Annotated in this window: 24 protein-coding genes, 1 tRNA gene, 1 other RNA gene and 1 riboswitch; of the genes, 20 read left to right on the top strand and 6 right to left on the bottom strand. The window is 33.9% G+C overall.

Annotated features, from left to right (window positions below):
* Position 1: 1 nt before the first annotated feature.
* The 16 genes from U5L76_03330 (at position 2) to U5L76_03255 (ending at position 18,269) form a co-directional block, all read left to right on the top strand.
* Positions 2–508, top strand: coding sequence for a cob(I)yrinic acid a,c-diamide adenosyltransferase (locus U5L76_03330; protein MDZ7798627.1), 507 nt, complete (start codon positions 2–4; stop codon positions 506–508).
* A gap of 6 nt (positions 509–514) precedes the next feature.
* A riboswitch (cobalamin riboswitch) is annotated at positions 515–715 on the top strand.
* Positions 716–789: 74 nt separating this feature from the next.
* Positions 790–1,245 carry a DUF4430 domain-containing protein gene (locus tag U5L76_03325; GenBank protein MDZ7798626.1) on the top strand — a complete coding sequence of 152 codons (456 nt, stop codon included), beginning with the start codon at positions 790–792 and terminating at the stop codon, positions 1,243–1,245.
* A 22-nt stretch (positions 1,246–1,267) separates the two neighbouring features.
* Positions 1,268–1,816: a DUF6580 family putative transport protein gene (locus U5L76_03320; protein ID MDZ7798625.1), complete on the top strand. Its 549-nt coding sequence runs from the start codon at positions 1,268–1,270 to the stop codon at positions 1,814–1,816.
* Positions 1,817–1,820: 4 nt separating this feature from the next.
* Positions 1,821–2,705: a polysaccharide deacetylase family protein gene (locus tag U5L76_03315; protein MDZ7798624.1), complete on the top strand. Its 885-nt coding sequence runs from the start codon at positions 1,821–1,823 to the stop codon at positions 2,703–2,705.
* A gap of 4 nt (positions 2,706–2,709) precedes the next feature.
* Positions 2,710–2,949 (top strand): MGMT family protein, encoded by a 240-nt coding sequence (locus U5L76_03310; protein ID MDZ7798623.1) that lies wholly within the window; start codon positions 2,710–2,712, stop codon positions 2,947–2,949.
* A gap of 175 nt (positions 2,950–3,124) precedes the next feature.
* Positions 3,125–3,382, top strand: a complete 258-nt coding sequence (locus U5L76_03305) for a hypothetical protein (protein ID MDZ7798622.1) — start codon at positions 3,125–3,127, stop codon at positions 3,380–3,382.
* 127 nt (positions 3,383–3,509) lie between these two features.
* The gene (locus tag U5L76_03300) at positions 3,510–4,748 is read left to right on the top strand and encodes a trypsin-like peptidase domain-containing protein (GenBank protein ID MDZ7798621.1); all 1,239 of its coding nucleotides are present in this window, start codon (positions 3,510–3,512) and stop codon (positions 4,746–4,748) included.
* 18 nt (positions 4,749–4,766) lie between these two features.
* A protein-coding gene (gene prfB / locus U5L76_03295; GenBank protein MDZ7798620.1) for a peptide chain release factor 2 occupies positions 4,767–5,856 on the top strand; the annotation gives its coding sequence in 2 pieces (ribosomal slippage) (positions 4,767–4,814 and positions 4,816–5,856; 1,089 coding nt in all).
* Positions 5,857–5,869: 13 nt separating this feature from the next.
* Entirely contained in the window at positions 5,870–7,702 is a 1,833-nt protein-coding gene (glmS, locus tag U5L76_03290) for a glutamine--fructose-6-phosphate transaminase (isomerizing) (GenBank protein ID MDZ7798619.1), read from the top strand.
* A gap of 68 nt (positions 7,703–7,770) precedes the next feature.
* Positions 7,771–8,328, top strand: a complete 558-nt coding sequence (locus U5L76_03285) for a transposase (GenBank protein ID MDZ7798618.1) — start codon at positions 7,771–7,773, stop codon at positions 8,326–8,328.
* Positions 8,312–9,772, top strand: coding sequence for a ComEC/Rec2 family competence protein (locus tag U5L76_03280; protein ID MDZ7798617.1), 1,461 nt, complete (start codon positions 8,312–8,314; stop codon positions 9,770–9,772). Before U5L76_03285 ends, U5L76_03280 begins: the two co-directional genes overlap by 17 nt.
* A 2-nt stretch (positions 9,773–9,774) precedes the next feature.
* The gene (locus U5L76_03275) at positions 9,775–10,647 is read left to right on the top strand and encodes a ComEC/Rec2 family competence protein (protein MDZ7798616.1); all 873 of its coding nucleotides are present in this window, start codon (positions 9,775–9,777) and stop codon (positions 10,645–10,647) included.
* Positions 10,648–11,196: 549 nt separating this feature from the next.
* Positions 11,197–13,125 carry a hypothetical protein gene (locus U5L76_03270; protein ID MDZ7798615.1) on the top strand — a complete coding sequence of 643 codons (1,929 nt, stop codon included), beginning with the start codon at positions 11,197–11,199 and terminating at the stop codon, positions 13,123–13,125.
* Between the two features lie 170 nt (positions 13,126–13,295).
* On the top strand, positions 13,296–14,699 hold the full coding sequence (locus tag U5L76_03265; protein ID MDZ7798614.1) for a hypothetical protein: 1,404 nt from the start codon (positions 13,296–13,298) through the stop codon (positions 14,697–14,699).
* Between the two features lie 108 nt (positions 14,700–14,807).
* Entirely contained in the window at positions 14,808–18,047 is a 3,240-nt protein-coding gene (locus U5L76_03260) for a hypothetical protein (protein ID MDZ7798613.1), read from the top strand.
* 147 nt (positions 18,048–18,194) lie between these two features.
* Positions 18,195–18,269, top strand: a tRNA-Asp gene (locus tag U5L76_03255).
* Between the two features lie 303 nt (positions 18,270–18,572).
* Here U5L76_03255 and U5L76_03250 read toward each other — a convergent pair.
* Positions 18,573–19,058: a hypothetical protein gene (locus U5L76_03250; GenBank protein MDZ7798612.1), complete on the bottom strand. Its 486-nt coding sequence runs from the start codon at positions 19,056–19,058 to the stop codon at positions 18,573–18,575.
* 146 nt (positions 19,059–19,204) lie between these two features.
* Here U5L76_03250 and U5L76_03245 point away from each other — a divergent pair, with 146 nt between their 5' ends.
* The 3 genes from U5L76_03245 to U5L76_03235 all read left to right on the top strand — a co-directional run bounded on the left by U5L76_03245 (position 19,205) and on the right by U5L76_03235 (position 22,289).
* Complete coding sequence (locus U5L76_03245; GenBank protein ID MDZ7798611.1) at positions 19,205–21,382, top strand: bifunctional alpha,alpha-trehalose-phosphate synthase (UDP-forming)/trehalose-phosphatase; 2,178 nt, start codon at positions 19,205–19,207, stop codon at positions 21,380–21,382.
* Positions 21,383–21,397: 15 nt separating this feature from the next.
* Positions 21,398–21,772, top strand: a complete 375-nt coding sequence (locus tag U5L76_03240) for a VanZ family protein (GenBank protein MDZ7798610.1) — start codon at positions 21,398–21,400, stop codon at positions 21,770–21,772.
* Positions 21,773–21,914: 142 nt separating this feature from the next.
* Complete coding sequence (locus tag U5L76_03235) at positions 21,915–22,289, top strand: endonuclease domain-containing protein (GenBank protein MDZ7798609.1); 375 nt, start codon at positions 21,915–21,917, stop codon at positions 22,287–22,289.
* 18 nt (positions 22,290–22,307) lie between these two features.
* On the opposite strand, the gene rplT is transcribed toward U5L76_03235, so the two are convergent.
* The 5 genes from rplT to smpB form a co-directional block, all read right to left on the bottom strand.
* Positions 22,308–22,694 (bottom strand): 50S ribosomal protein L20, encoded by a 387-nt coding sequence (gene rplT, locus U5L76_03230; GenBank protein MDZ7798608.1) that lies wholly within the window; start codon positions 22,692–22,694, stop codon positions 22,308–22,310.
* On the bottom strand, positions 22,684–22,902 hold the full coding sequence (locus tag U5L76_03225) for a 50S ribosomal protein L35 (GenBank protein MDZ7798607.1): 219 nt from the start codon (positions 22,900–22,902) through the stop codon (positions 22,684–22,686). Before U5L76_03225 ends, rplT begins: the two co-directional genes overlap by 11 nt.
* A gap of 13 nt (positions 22,903–22,915) precedes the next feature.
* On the bottom strand, positions 22,916–23,410 hold the full coding sequence (gene infC / locus U5L76_03220) for a translation initiation factor IF-3 (GenBank protein ID MDZ7798606.1): 495 nt from the start codon (positions 23,408–23,410) through the stop codon (positions 22,916–22,918).
* A gap of 152 nt (positions 23,411–23,562) precedes the next feature.
* Positions 23,563–23,962: a transfer-messenger RNA gene (gene ssrA / locus U5L76_03215) on the bottom strand.
* A gap of 40 nt (positions 23,963–24,002) precedes the next feature.
* On the bottom strand, positions 24,003–24,509 hold the full coding sequence (smpB, locus tag U5L76_03210) for an SsrA-binding protein SmpB (protein ID MDZ7798605.1): 507 nt from the start codon (positions 24,507–24,509) through the stop codon (positions 24,003–24,005).
* Between the two features lie 216 nt (positions 24,510–24,725).
* Here smpB and U5L76_03205 point away from each other — a divergent pair, with 216 nt between their 5' ends.
* Complete coding sequence (locus tag U5L76_03205; GenBank protein ID MDZ7798604.1) at positions 24,726–24,911, top strand: hypothetical protein; 186 nt, start codon at positions 24,726–24,728, stop codon at positions 24,909–24,911.
* The last annotated feature ends 24 nt before the right edge of the window (positions 24,912–24,935 follow it).

Below are 24,935 nucleotides of genomic sequence, written 5' to 3'. Positions count from 1 at the left end.
TATGATTCAAGTTTATACGGGAGAAGGTAAGGGAAAAACTACAGCTGCTTTAGGCTTAGCTTTAAGGGCCTTAGGAGCTGGTTTTCGAGTCCTGATTATACAGTTTATGAAAAAAGGAGATTATAGTGAAATTAAGGCCTTAAAAAAATTTAATAATTTAGAAATTAAACAATTTGGTAGCCATAAATTTATTGATAAGAGCAAAATAAAAAAAGAAGATTTTGAAAGAGCCGAAAAAGGCTTGGCCTATGCCATTAAAAAAATTAAAAATAAAAAATATAATTTAGTAATATTAGATGAAATTAATGTGGCCCTTGATTTTGGTTTAATAAAAAAAGATAGACTCATTAAGTTTTTAAAAAATAATTCTTTATCCACAGAGATTGTTTTGACGGGAAGAAACGCTCATGATAAAATTATTAAGCTAGCAGATTTGGTAACTATCATGAATAAAAACAAGCATTATTTTGACCAGGGATTAAAAGCAAGAAAAGGTATTGAATATTAATAATTAAATATTTTTCTTAAAAATAAAATTTTTAAGAAAAAAAGGGAAGACCGGTGCGTTTTGCTTTTAAGTCAAAAACAAATCCGGCGCGATCCCGTCACTGTAAGCAGAGAAGCCAGGCGGCCATAACCACTCTTTTTTAGGGGAAGGGGCTGACGAGCCAATCCTCTGTAAGCCAGGACACCTTTTAGATAACAAATCTTCGGTAGAAAGATTTAATAATTTTAAAAACCCTTGTTTAATTGCCGAAGTCAGGGTTTTTTTATTAAGGAGAGCAAAAAATGAAAGAAAGAAAACTTTATTTAAGTTTATTTATTCTGGTGGCCGTTTTGTCAGGTATTATTTTTGGGGCCCAGACGGTCAGTACTTACCAGGCTTTAGATAAATTAGGACTAGAAGGGGATATAGCTGGCGCTGAAAGTATCATGGCCAGGCGCCGGGCTTTTTTAGCTATTAATTATGAGGATAAAGAAAAGGAATTAATCTCGACTTTTAGTAAAGGAGAAACAGTATTTGATGTCTTAGAAAAAGCTGATAAAGATGAATTGTTGGATATAACTATTGAAGAGTCTGATTTTGGAGTTTTAATTAAAGAAATAGATGGTTATAAAAATGGTGAAAAAAATAAATACTGGATGTATTATGTAAATGGTGAAATGCCTATGGTCGGAGTAGACTCTTTTGAGCTGTCGGCTGGCGATGAAGTAGAATTTAAATTTGAAAAAAGTTCTTTCTAGGTTTATAATTAAATAAAGATTTATGAAAAAAAAGACTATAGAAATATTACCTTATTTTTTAGTGATTTTAGCGGTAGGCTTAAGAATTTTGGCTTTTTACAAAATTATTAACTTACCCCCGAATTTTGCGCCGATAGGGGCTGTAGCCTTATTTAGCGGGGTTTATTTAAGCCGAAAATACGCTATATTAATTCCATTAGCTGTTTTAGCGATTAGTGATTATTTTATTGGTTTTTATAATATAGGAGTTTTACTGACGGTTTGGGGTAGCTTTGCTTTGATTGGATTATTTGGCTTATATTTGCGGAAAAGAAAGAATATTGCCACAATAATTACTGGTACTTTAGCTTCTTCAATTTTGTTTTTTTTAACTACTAATTTTGCGGTCTGGGCGGCCAGTGGGTGGTATGCTAAAACCTGGTCTGGTTTGGGACAAAGTTATTTTATGGCCTTACCTTTCTTTAGAAATACTCTTTTAGGAGACTTATTTTTTGTTTTTGTTCTTTTTGGCAGCTATGAATTAGTTTTGTATTTAGTTAGAAACAAAGCTTATAAAAGAAAATTAGCTTAAAAAAATGGGTGATTTACAAAAATATCAGAAATACCGTATGAAAAAAGAATCTTCTGGTTCAAAAGTTTTTAAATTTGTTCTTTGGTTGATAATTATTGTTGTTTTTATTTGGATATTAAAAGGATGTTTTGGCGGTGAGAAAAAATCAGTTAATACTAATACAGCTAATGAAAATGTAAATGCGGCCAGTAATTTAAACGACAATATTAACAGTAATAATAAGACTAACTTAAATCTTAATACTAATACTAATTTGGAACCGGTTAGCACAAATTTTGATTTAGAAAATTGTACGGCGGTTTTTTCCCGAGGTCAAGATCGTCAGGAAGTAGTCCTAACTTTTAATAGTGCTTCCAGTATTGACAACCTCTCTGAAATAATTGATATATTAAAGTCTAATTCAGTACCAGGTAGCTTTTTTATAACTGGTGAGGTCATTGAAGAAAATAGCAATGATATTAATAATCTAGTCAATCAAGGATTTGGCGTTTATAATTTAAGTTATGATTATTCACATTTGGCTGATCTTTCTTCTGAGGAAATTGCCGAGGAATTAGAAAAAACAGAAGAAGCTCTTCAGGAAGCAACTGGAGCCAGCACTAAACCCTTTTTCCGGCCACCCTATGGAGAAACCGGGGGAGAAGTTTTTGACACAGCTCTGGAGGAAGGTTATTGTACGGTTACCTGGACAGTGGATGCCTTTGACTGGGATACTGATCAGACAGCCCAAGAGGCTCAGTCACGAGTGTTGGATAGTTTAAAAGAAGGGACTATTGTGGTCATGCAGGTGGGCACAGATTTGGTACCGCAGTTTTTACCGGATTTAATTAATGAAGTAAAAAATAAGGGTTATCAATTTGTTGATTTGCCGACAGTATTAACTCCTTAAAAAAGTGGGTACAGTCTTTGAAGAAAATATTTGGAATTTATGTCAGAAAATTCCTCAAGGTAAAGTAACCACTTATAAATTATTAGCCAAGGCTGCTGGTCATTCAAGGGCTAGCCGGAGTGTTGATAATACTTTAAATAAAAACAATTTTCTAGTAAAAATTCCCTGTCATCGTGTAGTAAAATCTAACGGCTCGGTTGGAAATTATGTTAAAGGTAAAGAAGCCAAAAAAAGACTTCTTTGAAAAGAAGGAATTTATTTTAAAAATAAAAAAATACTTTATTTTCAGAGTAAATTATTTAAGAGATTTTAATTAATTTTTACCTAATATTAGACAAAAATATTACTAACATTAACAAAATTGGCTATTTAAGCTATAATTAAAAACAGGTTAATTAACCAAAAGGAGACTCGAAATTATGTGTAAAACAACTCTAATTATTATCAGTTTATTGGTTCTTCTGATGGGAGTAGCTGGCGTAATTCCTGGTTGGGAATTAGCGACTGAACCAACCTGGCATGCTATTGCTAAAATTATTGTTGGTGCCATTGGTCTTATTGTGGCTTTTTCTGACAAAGAAAAAGGCGCTATGAGCACTACTTCTCCTGAAGAAAAAACTCCTGAAACTCCTCCAGAAACTCCTTCTGAAACTCCTCCAGAAACTCCTCAGACTTAGTATTTGAAATTATTAAATAAGAAAGGAGTCCTTTAATGCGGACTCTTTTCTTTAAGTTAGATGGAGTTTGTATTGACAGATTATTAAAATAATAATATCTTAATAAATGTAAAATAAATTAAAATATATGGGATTAGAAAAAAATAATAAAAAATCAATTGCCAGTATTATCTTAATTAGTGTGCTTATTAGTTTTTTAATTGGCGGCACTTCGGGGGCCTTTTTTGGCTATATGGCTTCTGAGGGAAAACTTGGTTCATGGTTAAAAAAGAATTTATTAGGTCAGGAAACCTCTCAAGAAAGCTTTCAAAATATAGACACTTCGACCATAGAAGTTGAGGAAAATTCCGCTACTATTAAAGCGGTAGAAAAAATAAACTCAGCGGTAGTAAGTATTGTTGGTACTAAGGATTATTCTAAATATTTTCAGGATGATAATCTTTCTCCTTTTGATTACTTTTTTTACAGTTACCCTTTTTCTATACCTGAGGGCAAGCAGCAGGTTTCCGGGGGTACTGGTTTTATTATTTCCAGTGAGGGAATTATTTTAACTAACAAACATGTTGTTTCTGATTCAGAAACCGAATATTCGGTAGTTTTGAATAATGGCCATAAATATGATGCTGAAGTTTTAGCTAAAGATCCAACTAATGATTTGGCTTTTTTGAAAATTGAAGCCAATGATTTATCAGTGGCTGAATTAGGTGACTCTAGCTCTTTAGAAATCGGTCAGACAGCTATTGCTATTGGTAATGCCTTGGGTGAATACCGTAATACGGTGACCAAGGGCATTATTTCTGGTTTATCTAGAGAAATTACGGCCTCGAGTTATACTGGTGCTACAGAAACTTTAAATAATACTATTCAAACTGATGCGGCCATTAATCCCGGCAATTCAGGCGGGCCTTTGATAAACTTAGCTGGACAGGTCATTGGTGTAAACACCGCTATTTCTCAAGAAGGACAGCTGCTTGGCTTTGCTATACCGATAAATGAAGCTAAGAAAGATATTGAAAGTATAAAAGAAAAAGGCAAAATTGTTCGCCCTTATCTCGGGGTGAGATATGTTATTATTAATGAAAGCCTTAAAAAGGCTAATAATTTAAGTGTTGATTATGGCGCTCTCTTGGTTAAGGGCTCTACTTCTGATGAATTAGCTGTGGTGCCTGGCAGTCCAGCTGATAAAGCTGGTCTGGAAGAGAATGATATTATTTTAGAGTTTGCCGGCACCAAAGTTAATGAAGATAATACTTTAGCTGAGTTAATTTTAGAAAAAAATCCGGAAGATCAAATAGAAATGAAAATTTTGCATGATGGCCAAGAAAAAAACTTAATGGCCACATTAGGCCAGTGGTCGGAAGAATAATAAACTAAAAATTTTTAAATGGAAGACTTAATTAAAGAAATAAAGAATCTTAGCTCAAAAATAGAACGAGCAAGGGGGTTTCTTTGACTTAGAAAAAAAGGAAATAGAAAAGAAAAAACTGGAGTATGAAATGAGAGAGCCGGATTTTTGGCGGGATCGCCAAAGGGCCGAAAACAAAAGTCGTCGTTTTGAAGAGCTTAAGGAAGAAATTGAAACTTGGAATAATATAAAAAAAGAAAATAAAACTCTTCTGGAGCTAGCCAATGAATCATTAAAAGAGGAAGATTTTTCTATAAAAAATGAGATTGAAGATAAGCTGTTAAAATTAAAGGAAAAATTTAATGAACTTGAATTTTTTATTTTATTAAGCGAAAAATACGATAAAAATAATGCTATTATTTCTATTCACGCCGGAGCTGGTGGTGTTGATGCTCAAGACTGGGCTGGTATGCTACTTAGAATGTACCTGCGTTATTGTCAAAAAAAAGGCTGGTCTGTAAAAATTCACGATAAATCTGTTGGCTCGGAAGCTGGTATAAAAAGCGTTACTTTTGCAATTTCTGGCTCTTATGCTTTCGGATTTTTAAAATCAGAAAATGGTGTTCACCGCCTGGTACGTATATCTCCTTTTGACGCCGAGAAAATGAGACACACCTCTTTTGCCTTGGTAGAGGTAATCCCTGAATTGGAAAAAGATGCCGAAGTGGAAATAAAGGACAAAAATATAAGAATAGATACTTTTATGGCTTCAGGTCACGGGGGGCAGTCAGTTAATAAAACAGATTCAGCGGTTCGAATAACTCATTTACCGACAAAAATTACTGTGAGTTGCCAGAATGAAAGGTCTCAGAGACAAAATAAAGAAAATGCCTTAAAAATATTAAAAAGTCGGCTCCATCAAATTTCCGAAAAACAAAGACAGCAGAAAAAAGAAGAATTACGGGGTGAGTATCATGAAGCGGCCTGGGGCAACCAAATTCGCTCTTATGTTCTTCATCCTTATCAAATGGTTAAAGATCACCGTACTGATTATGAACAGTCAAATATAGAAGAAATTTTAGACGGTGAAATTGATAAATTTATTGAATATTATCTGAGAAAAAAATAATAATTTTTATAACATGTGTGGCATAGTAGGCTATATTGGCCCTAAAAAAACCTTACCTCTTTTGATAAAAGGTTTAAAACGTTTAGAATATCGTGGCTATGATTCAGCTGGCGTGGTTTTAGTTAATAAAAATAAACTGGTATACCGTAAATGCCAAGGCAAGATTAAAGAACTGGAAAAATCTATTAAAAAAGAAGGCATTGAAGGTAGTTTTGGTATTGGCCATACTCGCTGGGCTACCCATGGTAGGCCTAATAAGAAGAACGCTCATCCTCATTTTGATTGTCATAAGAAAATTGCCGTAGTTCACAACGGTATTATTGAAAACTATTCTCTTTTAAAAGAACTTTTAATAAAAGAAGGCCATAAATTTATTTCCGATACTGACACCGAAGTTATTGCTCATTTAATAGAAAAGTATTATAAGGGTAATTTTGAAAAAGCTGTACAAAAAGCCCTAGTACAACTTGAGGGTGCCTATGGATTAGCTATAGTTTGCAGTGATGAGCCGGATAAAATTATTGTAGCTAAAAACGGTAGTCCTTTGGTAATTGGTATAAAAGAAAATGAGTTTTTTGTAGCTTCAGATGTTACGCCGCTTATTTCTCAGACTAAAAAAGTGATTTATTTAGACGATAAAGAAATGGCTGTTTTGAGTCGAAATGACTTTAAAATATCTACCATAACCAATAGTAAGGTAATTAAATGTATTAAAGAAGTTGATTGGGATCTGCAGCAATTAGAAAAAGCAAATTATTCTCACTATATGTTAAAGGAAATTTTTGAACAGCCAGAAACTATTAAAAATGCTTTCCGTGGTCGAATTGATTCAAGCAAGGGTAAATTAGTATTAGGCGGACTTTTCTCCTTAAAAGATAAATTTAAAGATTTTGAAAGAATAATTATCACAGCTTGCGGTACTTCCTGGCACGCTGGGCTTTTGGGCGAATATTTAATTGAAGAAATGGCTGGGGTGCCAGTGGAAGTAGATTATGCTTCAGAATTTCGTTATCGTCATCCAATAATCGGTAAAAAAACTCTGATTATCGTTATTAGTCAATCGGGTGAGACAGCTGATACCTTAGCCGCCTTAAAAGAAGCCAAGAAAAGAGGAGCCAAGGTTATGGGTATTGTTAATGTGGTTGGCTCTAGTATTGCCCGAGAAACAGATGCTGGTGTTTATATTCATGCCGGACCGGAAATTGGTGTGGCTTCGACTAAAGCTTTTACTTCTCAAGTAACAGCGCTTTATCTTTTCTCGCTTTATTTAGCTCAGGAATTGAAAAGAAAAAAGCCTGAGCAAATTAAAAAATATTTAAAAGCTTTGGAAGTAATACCAAAACAGGTAAAAAAAGCTTTAGATAAAAGCCAAGTCGTTAAAGATTTAGCGGGTAGATTTAAAAAGGCAAATAATTTTTTGTACCTTGGACGTGGTTATAATTTCCCAGTAGCTTTGGAAGGAGCTTTAAAGCTTAAAGAGATATCATATATTCATGCTGAAGGCTATCCAGCGGCTGAAATGAAACACGGGCCCATCGCCTTGATAGATGAAAATATGCCGGTGGTTTTTATTGCTACTGGTAATTCCACGATTTATGAAAAAATAATCAGCAATATTGAAGAAGTTAAGGCTCGTCAGGGTAAGGTTATTTGTATAGCTACTGAGGGAGACGAAAGAATTAGAAAAATGGCTGACCACGTTATTTATGTACCTGAGACTGAAGAAATTATTACACCCTTATTAACGGTTATTCCTTTGCAGCTTCTGGCTTATCATTTGGCTGTTTTAAGGGGCTGTCATGTGGACCAGCCAAGAAATCTGGCTAAGAGTGTCACCGTGGAATAATTTGACTTTTTATAAGTAATAATTTAAGATAAAAATAAGGTGGCTTATGAAAGGAGCCGCTTTTTTTAATGACTCAAAGAAGGATATATCAAAATATATTTCCCTATTTTGTTACTTTTAATACAAAAAATAATTACCCTTTTTTTGCCGATACAAAAAAGGCAAAATTATTATATAAAATTGTTCTTATTTCCAGTAAGAAAAAGTTTTTTCTTCCTTATATTTTTAGTATTTTAAATAATCATATTCATATGTTAGTAAAATTTATTCCAGCGCTGGCCGCTGCGCCTGCTCTTTTTGAAACTGCGGCCACAGCGGGCCGCAGTGAAAAAAATAAAAGAAAAATTAAAAATGCAGCCACAACGAGCCGTAGTAAATATAATATATCTGATCTAATGCATGCTGTTAAATCATATTATTGCTATCAATTGCGAAATCAATATAATATTTTTTATTCACCTTGGCATACTCGTTTTAATTTTCGCATTATTAATACCCCAAAAAGACTCCGTAATACAATTAATTACATTAAATATAATTATAAAAAGCATAATTTATCAAAAAAGTATTCAAAACAACCTTATCAATATATAAATGAAGATAAAATAAATGAATTATTTTTCTAAATCAAAAATATTTTTATATTTATTAATTTCTTTTATTTTGGGCCTAGCTTTGGCTTCCTTTTTTTATTTTAATTATTTTTATTTATTCATTTTATTGATAATTATTATTTTTTTAATAATTTTATTTTGGCAGTATAAAATTTTTAGAATTATTTTATTTTGTTTAATTTTTTGTCTGGCTGGTCTGGTTAGATTTCAGTTAAGCATTAAAGAGCCGCCCCAAATAGAGAGTAATAATCAAAAATTAAAAGGTTTAGTTTATAAGGAACCGACAAAAGGAGATAATCAAAAAGTTAAAGTAAAAATAAAAGAAAGCCATTTAAAAAATGAGAATTTATTAATCACCTCTGGTTTATATCCGGAATATCATTACGGAGATATCTTATTAATAACCGGAGAGATAAAAGAGCCAGAAAATTTTGAGGATTTTGATTATCGGTCCTATCTAAGTCGTTATAATATTTATTTAGTTAGCTATAAACCGAAAATAGAGATTATAGAAAGAAATAAGGGGACTTGGTTTTTAGCCAATATATATAAAATACGAAATCACATGTCTGAAACTATTAAGATCAGTCTTAAACAACCGCAGTCTTCAATTTTGCAAGCTATGATGCTAGGCCTTAAAAAGGAAATTCCCGATGAGGTTAGGGATAATTTTTCTAAAGCCGGTATCAGTCATATTATTGCCATTTCCGGGCTCCACATCACTATTATTGCCGGTATTTTGATGAATTTAGCCTTGGGTCTGGGTTTAAACCGCCGACGAGCTTTTTGGCTGGCAAGTGCCGGATTATTTCTATTTATTATTTTGGTGGGTATGCCGTCTTCAGCCGTGCGAGCCGGCATTATGGGTTTTCTGGTTTTATTGGCTATGTATCTAGGCCGGTTAAATAATTCGACTAATGCTTTTGTCCTAGCTGGCAGTTTAATGCTTTTGGTTAATCCTAAATTGTTAAGATATGATATTGGTTTTCAGCTCTCTTTTTTAGCCGTTTTGGGTTTGATTTATATTGGTCCTTATTTAGAAAAATTAGTAGAAAAAGTTCCGGAAATTTTCAATATAAAAAGTACGGTTTTAATGACTCTCTCAGCCCAGTTTTTTACTCTGCCTTTAATAATTTTTTATTTTCAAAGATTTTCTTTAATTGCTCCTCTGGCTAACGTATTAGTTCTGCCGGTTTTACCCTTTGTCTTAATCAGCGGTTTTCTGGGTGTAATTTTTTCCTTAATATTTTTACCTTTGGGGCAATTAATATTTTGGCCTTGTTATTTACTTTTAAAATATATTAGTGGAGCAGCTAGTTTTTTAAGTGAGATAAAATTCTCTTCTTTTGCCATAGAAAACTTTGATTTTAATTTAATATTAATTATATATCTAATTATTTTCCTTATTATAATATTAATAAAAAAACCACTTTTTAGAAAAGAATTAAAAAATTAATTATGTTTATTCCTAATAAAAAATTATTCTATGTTTTTTTAGGCTTAATTAGTATTGTATGTTTTTTAATATTTAGTCTAAATTCTTCAAAAAATGATTTATTAAAGGTTTATTTTTTAGATGTTGGCCAGGGAGATTCTATATTAATTCAAACTCCAGCTGGTCAGGATATTCTTATTGACGGGGGACCGGGCAAAGCAGTAATCAATGAATTGGATAAACACATGAGTTTTTGGAACCGAGATATTGAGCTAATGATTTTGACTCATCCACACGCTGATCATGTCAATGGACTAGTGGAAGTTTTAAAAATATATGAAGTCGATCAGGTTTTGGGCTTTGATATTGATTATAATTCGTCTACTTATAAGCAGTGGCAAAAATTAATTAAGGAAAAAGAAATTGACTATAGTGAAACCTTAGCTGGTGACAAATTTATTTTATCAAAAAATTTATATTTAGAAACTTTATATCCCTTTGAAGATATTACAGGCCAAGAGTTTGAGGATCTTAATGACGCTTCTATTGTCAATCGGCTTTGTTATTTTGAGCATTGTTTTTTATTCACTGGTGATAATTCTAAAGAGATAGAAAAAAAACTAATAGCCAATAATTTAACCGTAAAAGCCGATGTTTTAAAAGTAGGGCATCATGGCTCAAAGTATTCTTCAGATCGTGATTTTATTAAGAAAGTTAACCCGGCCTATGCCATTATTCAGTGCGGTCAGGATAACCGTTTTGACCATCCGCATGAGGCGGCTATTGAAAGATTGAATGATCAAGATATTGAGATATTGAGGAATGATAAAGACGGAGAGATTTTTTGTCAGGGCTTTGAAGAAGGTATTAAATGTAATAGAAGTAACGGGAAGTAGCAGAGAAATCTTTAAAAAATAAAAGTTACTACTGATACTTTTATTTTGTAAACCCTGGAAACTTTATTAAATTTTAGGTACATATTTCTGGCGGTTTTTAATAATTAAATAGAGCTAATTAAAGATAAATCTTTTATTTAGCACTTTAACACTATAGTGTTTATCACTATTTAGATCGCCTCGCGCAGCTCGGGACAAGTTGAGTAGAAATATGCTTAAAATAATTTAGTAGATGTCAGTCGCGACTGACATCTACGCTCTTAAAAAAAATAATTATAGCGGAGATGAATCTCCGCCTACGCGTAAAAGAAAGACAATTCTTATTATAATTAAGTCTTTAATTTCTTTCCTAAAAAAATCGCTATATTTTTTGTGAGATTTATACTGGCACTTGACAAATCTAACAATAAATGCTAATCTCTATAGTTACTAACAATAAATAATTGTCTGTAACTTTACTTGTTCTTTAAAAAGGAGTTTACTCCAATAAATAAATCACGGAATTTGATGTTTTTTTTGTTTTACTTGAAAGGAAAGGGAGTGGAGAAAATGAGATTAAAAAAAATAAATTGGGGCCGAGTATACCTATTGAGTATATTGGTAGTTTTTATACTACTATTACTGGTAGCTAAACTCATTCATCCCAAGATGTTTTGGGTGGTTGTTGTTCTGACTATAGCCTATATTTCGGTGGCGCCTTATTTATACCAGAAAGCTATTTCTAAGGTAAAGTCTTTGGCAAAGATAGGCCATTATTTTGCTATCTGTCCCCATAATAAAATGCTTTTTATTATGGATTATAACAAAATAAATAAAGTGATTATCAACTCGCCGACTGAGTTGAGAGAACATGTCCTTCGCTGGAAAAAGGAAATGGAACAAATGGGAGTTCAGTATAAAATAATATTACTGGATGAACATGACGATGGCTTGATTTGGATTGGTTTTCATCCCCGTTTCACAGTTCAGGCTTTTTCTTGGTCTGAATACGAAAGTGAAGATGAAGTACGACATTCTCTTTTTATGGGGGATGAGGTTATAAGACTTCTCTCTCAATACAGAGAGTTTGAAAAGGATAAAGAGGGTAATATTATAAAAGATGGGACTAATAATCCGATAAAAAAGGAATTGTCTTCAGGTTATGATCCCCATGGGGTGCCTCTTTATGAATCCGGCGATCCAGCTGGGGTAGCAGTAGCTTTAGATATAATCCTTCGTTTCTGGGATTATGAAAAAGCTGCCTTTACCTTAAAAAAACCAAAAGACACTTTCAAGGATCTAATCCTTGAAGTCTTACGCCGAATTCTACCTCAGCTGAAGTTTTTTCGAGAAGGAAGTATCAGCACTCTTAAAGAGTCAGCTGAAGATGTAGAAACTAAACTTGCTAAAATGAAAAAAGGCGAAGTCAAGGTTGATGAAGAGGAAATTAAGCGTTTAAAAGCTATGGAGGAAGATTTAGAGGCTTATATCGAAAGCTACCAGCCAGAGATTATTAAGGAAGCTCAATCACTTTTGCGCTTGGAATTTGGTATTGGTCAGACATTGACTAATATTAAATTAATGAATAACAAAAACATTGAATTATTTGAAAAAAAAGCCCAGAAGTGGGAAAGAGAGGTCGATTTAGCCAGAAAAACCTTCGAGAAAAACCATGGTTTTGTTCCTAAAGAAGCGGGATCTCAAAAATTATCTGATGATGAACTTGGGACTGCCGAGGAATACGAAGAGTCGCAGAAAAAAGATCGAGGTTTAGACAAAGATAAAGATCAGCTAGAATTCTGTAAATTGAAAAAATGGGCTGAAAAGGCTAGGAACGAAGCTGATGGTGTTTGGAAAGAAATAAAAGGAGATGATAATCAGGAAAATTCGGAGGAAAATAGAGGTGAATCTGAGAAAAGGGAAGAAAGTAAGTGGCAGGAAAAAGACGGTTGGCGTAAAGATAAGGGTAAAATCTTTGGGCTCGATGAAGTAGCACTATTAGAAAATCCTTATCTCTTTACTCCCAATAGTAAAGCAGCTATGATTTGGAAGCGTTATGGTACTCAGATTATTGATCTGCCTATTACTGATCTTGAAGAAATCAGCGGTTTGCGTGACAACCTCGAGGAAATGCTCAAAGCCCTTATTCAAAGACGCAAAGCTATTATCGAGTCTTCTGGTAAGGCTAGAGCGGAAGCTCTTAGAGGTGCTGGTATTCGAGAATCAGTGCGCCAACAGATCTTAGCTTTTGAGACTAAACCTAAGTCTGGTAATAAGCTCAGTGAGCAGGCGCGCTCTGCTTACTTGATCACGCGGGGTTGGGAAGCCCAGGAAAGATTAGCTGGCGAAGAAGGCAAGGGTCGTGTAGTTTTTACCCAGGGAGTCGGTAATGTTAGCGACATGCTAGCTAAAGCTGGTCTTTCTTTTGAAGTTGGTCGTGATATATTACCTGAAGAGGTGAATGAGGTGGATGAAGAGTCTACCTCTTCCAGGGAGTAAACAATTAATTTTCACAGGGGAGCTATTTCCATAATAAATAGCTCCTTTTTTCATACTTGACAAAAATATATTTTTATGCTAGTATGATCTGTTATCTTTATGATAATAGATTGTCCTTTAAATTTTAAATAACTTGTAAATAACAATAAAAATCAAAAGATAAGGAGTTGATGAAAATGAAATTCAAGTGGAAGCTGTGTAAGCATTGTCAGAAATTTCTAAAAAAGAAGTATTGGGAAACTATTTCGTTCTTACGTAAACATACTGGTACTATTATCTATATTACTGTCCTAGGTAGCCTTTTGATTGTTGCTATTTTTTCACCGAAGGTCTTATTTTTTTCCGGAAGTGAAGAAGAAGTCATTCAGCAGGTAACCCAAGAAGTAGTTGAAAAGCCGGTAGTTGAAAAAACTAGTGTGGTTAAAGAAGAAACTTCTGTTTTTTCAAAACAATTTATTATTTTTTATCTGCTTATTTCTTTATTAGTTTATGGTATTACTAGAAAGAAATTTCTAGAGTTTATAAAAGTAAAGAATTGGCGGTGGAGAAAAATAATAAGTACTATAGGATTTATCGGCGCCTTACTGTGGCTAATTTACGGATTGTTTTTAATATACGGTGGAGTGGTAATACAATTTTCAAAGGAAAATTTACAGCTAGTTTTTCTAGCTCTTCTGGTAATAGCTTTATTCTTAACCGGATTAAAAGAAGCGATCGTGCCTCTAGTTCTTACGGCTCTGATAATGAATAATGCTTTCGGCTATTATTTACCTGTACCAGAGGTTGTTAAGGGTATGAGCTTGAGTCATATCTTTTATATAGTATTTCGGTACTATATGTTAATCGGAGTTTTCTTGTGGTTAGTGTTTAGATGGTTTTTAGGTTTATTTAAAAAAGAAAGAGATCCTCTGGGTCAGTTTGCTAGCTTAATTTTAATTATCCTAATAATTATTATAAGCTATAAATGGTTTCATTTGTTTCCTGAGATAGATTTAAAAAATTGGAAAAATTCGGCTTTTCGCACTAACTTACAAACAAGAGTTAGTGAAGAGGAAAAGAATTTTGATCCTCGGGGAATAGAGATTCCTAATGATTATAAACCCCCTGAAAGTACCGATTGTTTGGTTAGACATCTCGACCTTGACGGGGAAAATAATTTTCTTCCCGTCTTTAAAGGCGAGTTGATCTTAATTAATGTCCAAGAGGGTATAAATATTGGAGGGTTTTACCAAGTGTCTAAAGTTGGTAAATTCTCTTCAGTAGTAAATTGGGATAGTAAGAATTTATTATATCCCAAAAATGATCACCAAGGTGATTATATCCTTGAGGGAGCACCGGTCTTTGCCCCACTTTTTAGGCTCAGACATGAATACGGGCCTTACTTTGAATGGAAGCCAGCCCTTTATAAAGGCCAGAAATGGCTCTTGGTCCAAATGCGAGCCAATGGCTTTCTAGAAGTTGGCTATAATCGCCCCAAAAAGTTATTTGGGGCAAAAGATTTTACCTTCAATCTATTGAAGGGAAAATCTAAATTATTCATATATCGGGTAGATCCTGAGGATCTGCCGGATTAATTGAACTTATTGAACTTTAAGGGCGGATGTACCAACATTCGCCCTCTTTTTTTTATGAGCTAATTATTATATAATTAAATTAGTTATTAGAAATTAAATTTTAAAATTATGAGAAAAATTTATTTATTTTTACCTTTACTAATTTTAGGTCTTTTTTTTGTTTTTTCCAGTCAAGCTCTAGCCGCCTATGGTGATACTACTACTTTTGTGGGTAAGCTTTATGCCGGAGATGGCGGGCCGGCTACTGATTCTTTTTTAGATTTTCCTCATGACGTGGCTTTTGACGCTTCAGGTAATCTTTATATAGCGGATACTTATAATAATGTTATTCGTAAAATAACCCCAGAAGGTCTAATTTATACTCATGCTGGTTGTGGTAAGTATGGTTATTATAATGCTTCGGCTGAACTTTCCGAATTTGCTTTACCTAAAGGAGTGACTGTTGATTCTTCCGGCAATGTCTTTGTAGCTGATACCGGTAATAACATGATTCGTAAAGTTGATGTTTATGGTAGTGTTAGTACTTACATTTCTTCTGGGTTATCTTCACCAGAAGGCATTTTAGCTCAAGGCGATTATTTATATATTGCTGATACCGGTAATAATGCTATTAAAAAAGTAAATCGCTCTAACGGAGCTGTTTATAACTTAACTACTTCAATTAGCAGCCCCAGAAAAATGGCTATTTCTTCAGACGGAAGCACTCTTTATGTGGCTGATGAAGGTAATAATCGTGTAATTAAAGTCAATACTTCAACTGGCAGTGTTAGTTTAATTGCTGGCTCAAGCACTAGTGCTTATGAAGAAGGTACTGGCAGTAATGCTAGTTTTAGAATGGTTTATGGCATTGCTTATGATGCTTCCTCAGGTTATTTATATGTGACTGATGAGGATGAAAATCGTATTGGGGTTATTAGAAAAATTAATCCAGAAACAGGGGAGACTACCCAGTTTGCTTATGACTCTTCGATGACCAGTATTTATCCGACTTCGGGTGTGCGTATTCATGGCGATTATATTTATTTGGCCGGCAACGGCACTATTCATCGCTATAACAAAAATGATGCCTCTGACAATGAAGTTTATGTCGGGTCAGACCGTTTTGGTTATCGTAATGGCTATTCCACCAGTGCTTTAATCGGCCGTCCTTATGATATGGTCAAGTCACCGGATGGCAATTATATTTACCTGGCTGAAAATAATAAAATCAGAAAAATAAATTTATCAACTGGTTATACCAGCTTTGTTATTGGTAACAGTGTTGACAGTTATAATAATGAAGAGGGGACAGGCTCAGCCGCTCGATTTTCCAATATTTCCGGCATTACCATTAATTCAAGCGGTGATACTCTCTATGTAGCCGATCGCTGGAATAATCGTATCAGAGGAGTAAATATTGCCAATCAGAGCTCGTTTTTAGTCTCTGGCAGCGGTGATACTAATGTTACCGGCTCTGGTAATGGCTATCAGGAAGGTACTAAAAATACGACTCTTTTTGATATTCCGGCTAATCTAGTTATTTCTCCCGATGATCAGTATTTGTATGTTTCTGATACCGGTAATAACCGTATTAGAAAGGTACGAATTTCAGACGGTCAAACTTGGCTTATTGCTGGCTCGGGTGAAGCTGGTTTTGCTGACGGTATGGGCGCAGCCGCTAAATTTAATCATCCTTATGGCATAGATATTGATTCCTCAGGTCAGTACTTATATGTGGCTGATCGAGATAATCATCGAATACGTCGGGTAAAAATTTCTACGGGGAAAGTTACTACAGTAGCTGGTGATGGTCGAAACGGCTATTTAGATGGACTTGCTTCCAGAGCGGTTTTTTCCTATCCAGTTTATGTAAAATACTATGCTAATAAAGTTTTTGTTTCTGAGTCTGGTAGTCATCGGGTTAGATTAGTTGAACTCAATTCAGATATTGTTAAGCTAGTAGCCGGTTCAGGCACCAGAGGATTTCATAATAGCAGCCGTACGGATACAAAGTTTAATAATTTAATGGGTATGGTTATTGATAATGATACCAAATATTTATATGTTTGTGATTCCTGGAATGATATGATTAGAAAAATAAATATTAGAGGCGTGGCTCCTTATACTAGTGAAGCGCCAGTGGTCAGTTCAGTCAGCCCTAATCGTTTATCAGTAACTGATAACTCAGATTATCAAGCCTACTTAGACTTATACGGTCAAAATTTCCGTCACGGCGCTACTACTTATTTTGGTGATCATGAAGCTATTAGTTATGTAAAAAGTTCAGAGCAAATGACTGTGGTTATTCCTTTGGGCCAAATGTCCGGGGGCTATTATGATGTTAAGGTAGAAAACACTGATGGACAAAGTGATCTCTTGTCGGTTGGTTTTACAGTAACTAATTCAAGTGGACAAGTGCCTCATATTTTTTATTCTTTAGAATCTGGTGATGGTTTTAAAGCCTACTCTTCGCTTTACACAGGCGGTGTAAAAACAGCCACGGCTGATTTAGACGGCGACGGCACGGCGGAAATAGTCACTGGCACCAGCCAGGGTGGCGGTCCTCATGTCAGAGTTTTTGACTCTTTAGGGAATATAAAGAGTCAGTTTTTTGCCTATCAAAACAGTTTTCGCGGGGGTTTTAATTTAGATATTGGTGATGTTGACGGGGATGGTCAAAAAGAAATAGTAACAGCCGCTGGACCAGGTGGTGGACCTCACGTGAGAATATTTGATATGAATGGCAATCTGGAAAATCAATTTTTTGCTTATGCTTTAGCTTTTAGAAGAGGAGTAAATTTGGCAGTAGGGGATGTAAACGGTGACGGTGTGGCGGAAATTGCTACTGGCACTATGGGAGCTTCAGCGCCTCATGTTAGAATTTTTAATGGTCAGGGATCTTTAATTGACCAGTTTTTTGCTTATCCAGAACATTTTAGAATTGGTATTAATGTTTTAATTTCGGATGTTAATAATAATGGCCAAGGCGAAGTAATTACCGCTCCTTATCAAAGTGGTGGTCCTCATATTCGTGTATTTGAAAGCAATGGAAATTTGATTTCTCAGTTTTTTGCTTATGCCCAAGCTTATCGGGGTGGGGTTAATTTAGCTTCTGGTGATGTTGATGGTAATGGCACCCAGGAAATTATTACCGGTACTAGCTTTAATAAAGCCCCGCATGTGCGAATGCTAGATATTAATGGTGGCGTGGTCGGCCAATTCTTTGCTTTTTCTTCTAGTAATAGAAATGGAGTTTATGTATCCAGTGGTGATGTTAATAATGATGGTTTAGACGAAATTATTACTTCAGAAATGTCGGGAGCGCCAGAAGTAGTTCAATTTGATTATATGGGCTATCTTATTGAATAAGTGAAAAGTGATAAAGATTATAAATTCGCAAAAATATTAATGATAAATTGACCTAGACAAATAATAATTTATCTGCTAATATATTTATTACAATTTAAAGCAATGGATTTTAAAATAATTTATATTTATACTCTAAGAATTCTAAGCGGACCCGTGGTGTAGCTGGTCTAACACATCTCCCTGTCACGGAGAAGATCGCGAGTTCAAATCTCGTCGGGTCCGCTTAGAATTTTAGTATATCTCCCTGCTTGCCCCAAACATATGAGCGAAGCAAATATAGTGTGGGGTCACGGAGAAGATCGTCTCCCGAAGGGAGATCGGGCCCGCTTAGAATTTTAGTATCTCTTTTGTCGGCTTTGCACTTGTGAAAGAAGCAAATATAGTGTGGGGTCACGGAGAAGATCGTCTCCCAAAGGGAGATCGGGTCCGCTTAGAATTTTTTATATTATTAATTTATAAATCTAAATAAAAATTTTTACGTCTAATAAAAAATCCCTAGATTATTTTTCCAGGGATTATTTAAATTTAAGTTATACGCCGGTAAATTAAAAAAGGCATTATTTTTATTATTGCCTCGCGTATTAACCAATTAAATCGTTTTTGTGTTCGTTTCTGATGCGATTTGGGGCAGAACCAAAAATTTTGTGGTATTTTTGTAATTTCTTCAGCGATTTGTATTTCAATTTCCATTTGTCTTTCTTTAATTATTCGGGACAAATCTCTTTTGCATCGCCAAAGATGCGGACAAGCTGAAACAATAATAAGTTTATTAATTTTGTTTCTTTTAGCCCAAGAAACAGCCGCCTTAGCTATTTCTAGTGTTGATGGTGGTTCGCCCTTTTTATTCTTTATAATTTCAAAATTTTCTCCTTGTAAAGGTATATCTTCTTGCGTAAAAATAGGACAGTCTTTTTCTTCTAACGCCTTTTTAGAAGTTATTTGAGCAAGAATACGATTAGCCCTTAGATAATCTGGTTTTCCGAAAGCAAAAGCCACAATTCCTGATTTCAATTGGCACCTCCTTAAGTTTAAAGAACCATAAAATATATTAAACAATATTGTTAGAAATGTCAATATTAAATATTATTTATTTTACATATTTTTTTTATTGGTGTAGTATAAGTTTTACGTAATAAAGTTGTTTAATAGCCCAAAATATGTCCAAAAAGATCATAGTTTCCAACCGTCTGCCGATTAAAACTAAAATAGAAGATGATGATATAAACTTTATATCCTCACCCGGAGGTTTAGCTACAGCTATGAAGTCTTTTTTTCAGTCCAGAAAAGCTTTATGGGTTGGCTGGCCGGGACTAACTTCTAACCAGTTGGGGGATAATAGAGAAAAACTAACTAAAGAATTAGAAAGTAAAAATTACTCTCCAGTTTATTTAAGTGAGAGAGATTTTAAGGAATTTTATTATGGCTTTTCCAATAAAGTAGTTTGGCCTCTTTTTCATTATTTTTTGCAGCTGCCTGATTATAGTGAGGAATTGTGGAAAGCTTATAAAAGGGTAAATCATAAATTTTGTGAAGCAGTTTTAGAAAAAGCCAAACCCGGCGACTTAGTCTGGATTCATGATTATCATTTAATGCTTTTACCGGAAATGCTAAGAAAGAAAATGCCTGATCTGGATATTGGATTCTTTTTGCATATTCCTTTTCCTTCATATGAAGTTTTTCGTCAAATACCCTGGTCAAGGGAAATTTTACAATCTTTAATCAGTTCAGATGTAGTCGGTTTTCATACCTATGATTATGTCCAGCATTTTCTGGAAAGTGTTTTTCGTCTTTTGGGGTATGAGTCAAATCTGGGTGAAATTATAGTTAAGGATCATTTAACCAAAGTTGACAGTTTTCCCATGGGCATTGATTTTGATAAGTTTAACCAGTCTGATAAAAGAAAAAGAGTAAAAAATGAGATAAAAAAATTAAAAAAAGAAATAGGCGGACAAAAAGTTATTCTTTCCGTTGACCGTATGGAGTATACTAAAGGTATTATTAAGCGACTGGAGGCTTTTCGTGACTTTTTAAAAAAATATCCCGAGTATCAGGAAAAAGTGACTTATTTAATGGTTTCCGTGCCTTCGCGCACTGGTGTAGACGATTATAAATACTTAAAAAGAAAAGTGGATGAATTAGTCGGTAGTATCAACGCTGATTTTGGCTCTATAGACTGGGTGCCGGTACGTTATTTTTTCCGTTCCTTCCCTTTTTATGGTCTAGCAGCCATGTATAAACTGGCTGATGTGGCTTTAGTCACACCTTTAAGAGATGGTATGAATTTGGTAGCCAAGGAATACGTAGCTACCAAGAAGAAAAAAGACGGAGTTTTAGTTCTTTCAGAAATGGCCGGCACAGCTATGGAACTGGGAGAAACTTTAGTAGTTAATCCTAATGATCATCAGGCTATGGTTGATGTTATTAAAGAAGCTCTGACTTTACCAAAAAAAGAAAAGAAAAAAAGGAATCAGATAATGAGAGCCAGACTGAAAAGATATGATATAAAGTCATGGGCTAATGATTTTATTGCTAGTTTTGATCAAGTTAAGAAAACAGAAAAAGAACTGAGAGAAAGGCAGCTTTCTAAAAAAGAAAAAAAGAAAATAATTTCTCATTATAAAAAAAGCAAGAAACGTTTGTTTTTACTGGATTATGACGGCACCTTAACTTCTTTTAATAAAAATATTAAACAAGTTTCTCCAGACAAAAATATTATTTCTATTTTAAAGAATCTGGCCAAGGATAAAAAAAATAATTTGGTTTTAATCAGCGGACGAGACAGAAAAACTTTAGATGACTGGTTTGGTGATTTAAAAATTAATTTAATAGCTGAGCACGGTCTCTGGATTAAAGAAAAAGATAAAAAGTGGCATTTAATTGAAAATTTGCAGGATGACTGGAAAGAGAGTGTCAAAGAGGTTATGGAAATTGTGGTTGACCGTACCCCGAGCTCTTTGATTGAAGAAAAAGAGTATTCATTAGTTTGGCATTTTAGAAAAGTGGATCCTAAGTTGGCTAAAGTTAGAAGTCGGGAATTAAAAAATCGCCTTTTTCCGAGAATAACACATGAAAATCTTGATATTATGGACGGTAATAAAGTAATAGAAGTAAAAAATGCCGGTATAAATAAAGGTCGAGCCGTTCAGCAGTTTTTAAACGGTTACAAAAAAGATTTTATATTTGCGGCTGGTGATGATATAACTGATGAAGATGTGTTTGAGGTTTTAGATGATAAAACCTATTCTTTTAAAATGGGTTATGGTTTTTCTAAGGCTAAATATAATGTCAGCTCTATCCAAAAATTAAAGGATTTTTTAAGAGATTTGTATAAATAAATTTATTAAAATTTCATGAAAATTTTTCTTAAATATTACTTACCCCTGATTTTATGGGTTTTTTTAATATTTATTTTATCAGGTATTCCTAATTTAAAAAGTGGTCTGGTTGATGTTTATGATTTAATTTTAAGGAAAGCAGCCCATATTTTTGAATACGCTATTTTGGCTATTTTAATTTTAAGAATTGGTTTAAGAAAAGAAAAAGATGCTCCAAATAAAAAAATAGTTTTTATTATGACTTTAATATTTGGAGTATTTTACGCTTTTTTAGATGAATATCATCAAAGCTTTATTGTCGGCCGCAGCAGCAGTTTATATGATACTTTAATTGATTCTATCGGTATAGTGCTGGGCAGCGGACTTTATTTATCAGTCAAGAAGGATTGACTTTTATGGCGGTTTTTGATAATTTTTAGGTATGGTGGCTTTTAAGGTCACTCCTTTAATTTCCCCTCCTTATAAGGAGGGGACGATTTAGATATTGGTTTTTTGGTTTAGGGTAGTATATTTAAGGGGTGGATAAAGTTATATGGGATTTATTTTTACAAAAAAAGAAATGAAGTTAAGAAGGCGCCAGTTGCGTAATTCTATGACAAAGGCAGAGATATCTCTTTGGATGAGATTAAAGAAAAAACAAGTACTTGGTTATAAGTTTAGAAGGCAACATAGTATAGGCTATTATGTTGTTGATTTTTACTGTCCAGAGTTAAAATTAGCTATTGAGGTTGATGGACCTTCACATTTCGAAGCTAAAACTAAAAAATATGATAAAAGAAGACGGAGATATATTGAGTCATTTGGAGTTATATTTTACAGAATAACCAATGATGATGTTTATCATAATATTGATGGGGTGATAGAAAAATTAATTTTGACCATAAAAAAACTATCTAAAAATAATTAAATAGTTTTTTTATTTGAGTTATTTTTTACTCTTTTTATCTGAAGAAGTTTTTTTCTTATTTTCTGGTTTTACTTCTTTAACAATAGCCTCAAAGACTTTTGGCTCATTTTCCGCTAAATCTGCTAATATTTTTCGGTCAAGCTCTATCTTATTTTTCTTGAGAAGATTAATAAATTTTGAATAAGAAAGACCATAATGACGAACAGCCGCATTAATCTTAATCTGCCAGAGTTTTCGCTTATCTCTTTTTTTTCTTTTACGATCTTTATAAGCATTAGCCCCGGCTTTAGTAACGGCAGTTTTAGCCAGACGATAAATATTTTTACGGCCCCATTTATAGCCTTTAGTCTTTTTGAGTACTTTTTTTCTTTTTTTGGTTCGGATTTTACCTCTTTTAACGCGCATGTTTTTTCTTTCTATAATAAGGAATTAATTTTTTAATAGCTTTTTTATTGTGTTTAGAAATTTTTTTATCACTTCTTTTTTCCATGGTCTTATTAGAAGACTCGCGGGCATTAAAATGATCTTGTCCGCCTTTTCGGTGAAGAAATTTGTTTTTTTTAGTTTCCTTAAAGCGTTTAGCAGTAGCTTTATGAGTTTTCATCTTAGGCATGTATTTGCTTGTTTTAATTACTTTTTTTATAAACGATGGTAAAAAATTTGCGACCTTGTTTAGTAATAGGTTGTTCAATTTTTGCTTCCTCACCAAGACTTTTTACAAAATTTACTATTCTTTCTTTAGCTATATCTTTATGGGCATTTTCACGGCCTCTTAAGAGCATTTCTATTTTTACTTTGTGACCTTGATCGAGAAATTTAAGAGCGTTTTTCTTTCTGATTTCCAGATCATGATCGCCGATTTTAAAACTGAGTCTAATTCCCTTAACATCAGTTTTTTTCTGCTTGGCCTTGGCTTTTCTTTCCTGTTTTTCCTGTTTATACATGTAAGAGCCATAGTCCATCAGTTTACAAACCGAAGGTCTGGCTTTGGGATTAACCTCAACTAAGTCAAACCCGCGTTCTTTGGCCATATCTTTAGCTTCATGAGTATTTATCTTTCCTAGATTTTCTCCATTTTCATCAATAACAATAACTTCAGGAATACGAATTTGATGGTTAATTCTTAATTTTTTAGTAATAGTTTTTTATTTAATTATTAGATGATAGGATTTTAAATAGTCTGTTATTTATGTTCTCCTGCACATAAAGTTTCGAAGGACATCCTCCGTCGTTAATAATGGCTTGCCATCCGTAGTCACGAAGAAACGAAGGATGGTGGAGATGGCGGGCATCACACCCGCGTCTAGAATAAAGCCATAAAGTGATCTACAGATATAGCTCCTTTTAATTTAAAGGTAATAGAAAGTAATAAAGAAGCAAAAACTTTTTATCCCTGAACCTTGATAATTTTTAAGTCAGATACCAAGGCCAGTATCTAACCGATTCTGCTAAAATGACACCCGGATCTACCTAACAGAAGTCAGTAGACGGATGGCTAACCGGTTAAATTAAGCGGTAGCAAAAGCAAAGTTTGGCACGCGAAAAGCGTTTTTCAACTTTGCGAATAAGTTTTTTGCACTTATCCTTTGGTAATATGATTAACGAGGTGTTACCGAGCCTCGATCTGACACATTTTATAGGCTTGGGTATTCTATCGAATTTATAACATCCCCATGCATTTAATGTTGTAACTATTGGACCCGTTCAGCTATTTTATAGCTTTTGTCGCATAGCACGGCGAATTTTTCGGTTAACCTCACGTTTTTTAATAGTTTCTCTTTTATCCGCCTTCTTTTTACCACGTGCTAGTCCAAGCTTGATTTTAACGAGCCTCCTTATAATATAAACAGATAAGGGTACAATTGTCAAGCCCTGAGCTTTTTCTTTACCAATTAATGATTTTATTTCTTTTTGTTTAAGTAATAATTTTCTAGGCCTGTTAGGATCATAATCTTTTTGATGACTAGCCATTTTGTAAGGTGATATGTGAGCATTAATTAACCAGGCCTCATTATTACGAATAGTAACGTAAGAACCCTTTAAATCTACCTGTCCTTTTTTCACTGACTTAACTTCGGCTCCAGTTAAAACAATACCAGCTTCAAATTTTTCCAGTATTTTATAGTTAAAATAGGCAAACTTGTTTTTTTGGATAAGTTTCATAATATCTATTCTTAGATTAGCATATAAATATAATTTAGTGGAGAATAATTTTATCATTTTTGCGTTAATTTGACAATTATCTAGAATTAATTATAATATAGATTGTATTATGAATAACTTATCAATAGTCTACAACCTGCCAGTTCCTCCAGCTTGTTTTCTTTATGACAGCCAGCGGCTAGGTTAAGTTATTCATATATTAATAAAAAGTAAATCTAGCTTAAAAGGCTAGGTTTTTTTGTTTTGAGCTCTTTTTTCAGGAGGTAAATAATCATGTGTCACGATGATGATAAAGTAATTCAGGAAGCTATTGAAAGATGCCAGCAGGGTAAAATAACCCGGGTAGAAGTTGAGAAAATTCTTGGCCAACTTGACCCGGGCACTCGCCGCCGGTTTAATACCTCAATTCACAGATTTCATATCGGTGGTGATCCTAATCCTTATGATTATGGACCATAAAACCCGAAGGGAGCTTTAAATTTA

The sequence above is a fragment of the Patescibacteria group bacterium genome, from assembly GCA_034520665.1.
In the GTDB taxonomy this organism is placed as follows: domain Bacteria; phylum Patescibacteriota; class Patescibacteriia; order JAXHNJ01; family JAXHNJ01; genus JAXHNJ01.
This window is presented reverse-complemented; position numbering and strand designations above follow the sequence as displayed.